Here is a 4,039-nt window from a genome sequence, read left to right as displayed (position 1 = left end):
TAGAACCAGGCTTTACGTTTGAACCACCAGATCAGCACAACGCCAATGCCCAGCATGAACCCCAGTACGAAGAAATAACCATACGGGTAGGCAAGCTCGGGCATGTATTCGAAGTTCATGCCATAAATACCGGCAATAAAGGTCAGCGGCACGAAAATGGCGGTAATGACGGTCAACACACGCATGGTGATATTCAGCTGATGCGATGAAATCGAGATGTAACCATTTATCAAGTCGCCACAAATGTCGTAATACATCTGGGTCAGCGAATGCAGGCGCTCGAAACGCTCTTCCACATCGGTGATGGCATGCAGCGTTTCACTCTCCCAGCGAGGGAGATGTGCGTAGTCATACGCCGTCAGCTCTTGAGTGATGCCCTTGTGATAGTTGAATACCCGACGCATCTTGACCAACCGCGAGCGATACGCAGTAATCCGGCGCATCAATACGTCATTGCCGTTCTCCAACAACTCGTCTTCCAGGTCGCTCAGCTCGGTCTCGAACTCCAGCAGGCTGTCGATATAAAAGCCCGCCGAGGTATACATGACACGCAAGGCAACCTGCTCGGGAGAGCGCGACAGCAGCCGCGCGCCCTGATCGTTGAGTAACCGTTCGATGCTCAGCGCAAGGCCAGGATGCAGCGTGACCAGAAAGCGTTCGCCCACGAAAAAGCACATCGGTTGAGGCACGAAGTTGAGCTGAGCATCGAAGGAGGAAATGCCTCGGTAGATAATCAGCGTATGGTTTTCGAATTCCTCGATCTTGGGAGGATGACGCACCTTGTGGGCATCCTGAATCGCCATGGGGTGGCACGCAAACCCTTCGAGCACCTCACGCTCGCTGGCTTCGCTTTCACCCTGCATGTCCACCCAGATATGCGCGCCCTCCAGGCGTTTCCAGACATCGATCAGCGAAAGGTCGCCTTCGCGCACTTCTCCCTCGGGGGTGGTCATCAGGCATCGAATCATGTGCATTCCTTGACTTCGCTGGCGTTGGTTGACGGCAGCACAGGGCTTGCTAGCCGCGCCTGCGCCTTGCCTGCCCGCTTGGCTTCATACATCGCCACATCGGCTCGCTTCAACAACTCTTGCGGGGTTTCTTCTCCGCCAGGCACATACTCGGCCACGCCGATACTGGTGCTGACCTCGAGCACTATGTCGCCCATGGTCAGCGGATCTTCAATGGTGCGGATCAGCTTCTGCGCCAGCGGTTCGATAGCGTCGCTGTCCATGTTCTCCAGTATCAGCACAAACTCATCCCCCGCCCAACGGGCCACGAAGTCCGTTTCACGCAGCGCAGCTTGCAAGCGTCTGGCGATGTCGCGCAGCAGCTCATCGCCCATGGCATGTCCATACAGGTCATTGATTCGTTTGAACCCATCCAGGTCGAGAAACATGACCGCCAGCGGTACGAGACTCCGCCGAGTACGCGCCATGGCCTCTGGCAAGCGTTCGTCGAGGGCGCGGCGGTTAGGCAGCTCCGTCAAGACATCTTGTCTGGCCTCCTGGTCTCGCAGGCGCGCCAACTGCTGGCGCTCGGTAATGTCGTGGATAAACAGGCTGCGCCGCCATCGCCCACTGAGTTCGTAGCGCTGGTGGCGAATCTCTACCGGCAAGCGCCCACCATCTCGACGCCGGGCTTCCCATTCGATGGGTGAAGGATCGTCCTGCCCGGGCACGCCTACGGGAAACATCAGGTCGGTAATGGGGCGGGCCAACGCCTCCTTGCGCGACCAGCCGAACATGGCTTGTGCGGCGCGATTCCAGTCCAGCACCCGACCACGATCATCGATACTCAGGTAGGCATCGTAAGCCGACTCGATGACCAGGTTGAGCTCGCGGGTACGTCGCTCGATCTGCTGCTCCAGACTACGATGCAGCGCCGCAAGGTCGCGTTTGAAGCTGGCATTGCGCTTCTCTTGCTGAATCAAGCGCTCGCGCAAATGAATTTCACCGGACACCACATCGGCCAGGTCCTGTAGCGCGGTGAACTCCTGGGGGGTTAGTTCGCGGGGCCGGGTATCCATGGCACACAGTGACCCCAACACCAGCCCTTGGGTGGTTTTCAGAGGGATGCCGACGTAGAAGCGGATGCCGTCGGGCTTATCGACGTAAGGATTATTGGCAAAACGGGGGTCCAGGCGTGCATCGTTGACGACCAGCGGCGCTTCCGCCAGCACGGTATAGGCACAAAACGCCACGTCGCGGGGTGTTTCCGAAAACGTCAGCCCCACCTGAGACTTGAACCACTGTCGGTCGGTATCCACGAGCGTCACCGTGGAGAGAGGTACCCCCAACAGCACGGTGACCAACCGAGTCACCCGGTCGAATACCGGCTCACTGGGGGTGTCCAGCAACGCCAGCTCTTGCAAAGCAGCAATGCGCAGCGCTTCATTGGATGGCAAAAGGTGGCTCATGGTGGTTACACCCGATATGTAGTTAACACTCCTTTGTGTAGTTAACACCCCTTCGTCATCATAGCGCGAAACTGCACAGTCTTCCTAACGCGTTGATTTTTTTAACACCTTGCCCGAAGGGAGCCACCACGCCACGAGGATACTCACCAAGCTCGAGAGCAGCAGCGCCCCCACGAAGGGGCCGAGGGTAGGAATACTGCCAGGAAACGTGGCGGCCATGATGCCTGCCATCAAGGAGCCTTGCCCCAGCCAGCCCGGCAATACCGCCCCCACCAGCCCCGCCACGCCACCGCTAATCGCCGCCAGCGGCGACATGCGTTGCCACAGGCCCAGCAGCACTGGCACCACGATGGCCGCACACAGCAAGTCGGCTATCAAAAACAGCCTCAGTACCGATAGCCCTTGCAAGGCGATGAGGATCACCGGCACCATCAGCAGCACCGTGATCCAGCGCGCTGCATGCAACGCTTTTGGTTGATCTCCCGTTGCCCACAGCGAGGCAATGCCGTTTTGCAACGTATCCACGCTGGAAGTCACCAGCGTGACGGCCAGCACCAGAGCCGGGAGTGTGATCCAGACAGGAGCCTCTGCCAACAGGGCAAAAAAGGGCATCGGTGGCTCGCCCAGGCTCACCCCACTGAGTGCCGCCATCATGCCGACACCACCAATCACCATGACCACCAGCACCGTCATGACGGCCCCCAGCCACGCGCCACGGCCAAGACTGGCGCTATCCTGAGCCGCCCAGAGCCGCTGCCAGTAGCCCTGGTGAAACAAATTGGCCGCGGTCACGGCAATGATCAGCGTCAGCGCCACGCTCAGCGACGCCCCGAGGGGGACGTCCGGTAGCGCCGCATCGCTGGGCATGGAAGGCAGGCGCCATAACGTGACGCCCGCCACGGCGCATAACAGTATCAAGAGCAGCCAGGCCTGCCAGCGGTCGGTGGCCAAACTGGCGCGCAGGCCACCGAGCACGGTATAGATGAGGGTCGTCAGCGCCACACCAATGATGACCCAGGCAGGCGGAACGTCTGACAGTAGCGCGGTAATGGCGCCGATGGCCGTCAGCTCAGCTGCCAGAAAGCACCCCATATACGCCACGGAGGCAAGCGTGACATAGTGACGGACCCCCTTGCCATAACACGCTTCGGCAAACTCGGCGATACTGCGCCCGGCGGGTAGCGCACGACGTATTCTGGGGCCATAAAGCCCCAGCACCAGGAAGGGCAGCGCCGAGCCCACGGCATAGCCCAGCAGCGCCACCGGCCCCACGAAGGCGCCAATTTCAGGCGGCGCAAAGAGAATCCAGGCCCCCATTCCCGAGGCCAGAAAAGAGAACCCCAGGGTCGTTGCCGTTTGCGAGTTGCGCGCCGTGACGTAGTCATCCAGCGAGCTTCCCCCAAAACGCGCCCGAAGGCCTAAAAATGCAAAGCAGCACAGCGCTGCGCCCAGCACTGCAGACGTCAGGTACGGCATGTCGCGCTTCCTCCGCCGGTACTATCCGGATCAGGTTCCAGGGTCTGCATGGCGTGCATTCTCAGCCCACGAAGGGCTCCCCTGGCGACAGTGAATGAAGGCGGTATCTTCACTGAAAGGAGCGCCCCGGTAAAGCGCTGCCGTGCG

At 60.0% G+C, this 4,039-nt stretch carries 3 protein-coding genes and 1 riboswitch; all 3 genes read right to left on the bottom strand.

Going from position 1 to position 4,039, the window contains the following annotated elements; all coding sequences use genetic code 11:
* Window positions 1-968: magnesium transporter CorA family protein (locus B7L71_RS00675; RefSeq protein WP_081135181.1), on the bottom strand; the 968-nt coding region annotated here is incomplete at its 3' end.
* Window positions 965-2,416, bottom strand: a complete 1,452-nt coding sequence (locus B7L71_RS00670; protein ID WP_081135179.1) for a diguanylate cyclase domain-containing protein — start codon at window positions 2,414-2,416, stop codon at window positions 965-967. The genes B7L71_RS00670 and B7L71_RS00675, both read right to left, overlap by 4 nt.
* An 84-nt stretch (window positions 2,417-2,500) precedes the next feature.
* Window positions 2,501-3,892, bottom strand: a complete 1,392-nt coding sequence (locus tag B7L71_RS00665) for a sodium:solute symporter (protein WP_081135178.1) — start codon at window positions 3,890-3,892, stop codon at window positions 2,501-2,503.
* Window positions 3,882-3,985: riboswitch (TPP riboswitch) on the bottom strand. Its footprint overlaps the gene before it by 11 nt.
* Window positions 3,986-4,039: the final 54 nt, after the last annotated feature.

This window comes from Halomonas sp. BC2, assembly GCF_002078115.1.
In the GTDB taxonomy this organism is placed as follows: domain Bacteria; phylum Pseudomonadota; class Gammaproteobacteria; order Pseudomonadales; family Halomonadaceae; genus Vreelandella; species Vreelandella stevensii.
Note: the sequence above shows the minus strand (reverse complement) of the source record. Positions and strands in the feature narration are given on the sequence as shown.

Coding starts and splice junctions, on each gene's coding strand:
- B7L71_RS00670 (WP_081135179.1), bottom strand. CDS start 2,416: ATGAGCCACCTTTTGCCATCCAATGAAGCGCTGCGCATTGCTGCTTTG.
- B7L71_RS00665 (WP_081135178.1), bottom strand. CDS start 3,892: ATGCCGTACCTGACGTCTGCAGTGCTGGGCGCAGCGCTGTGCTGCTTT.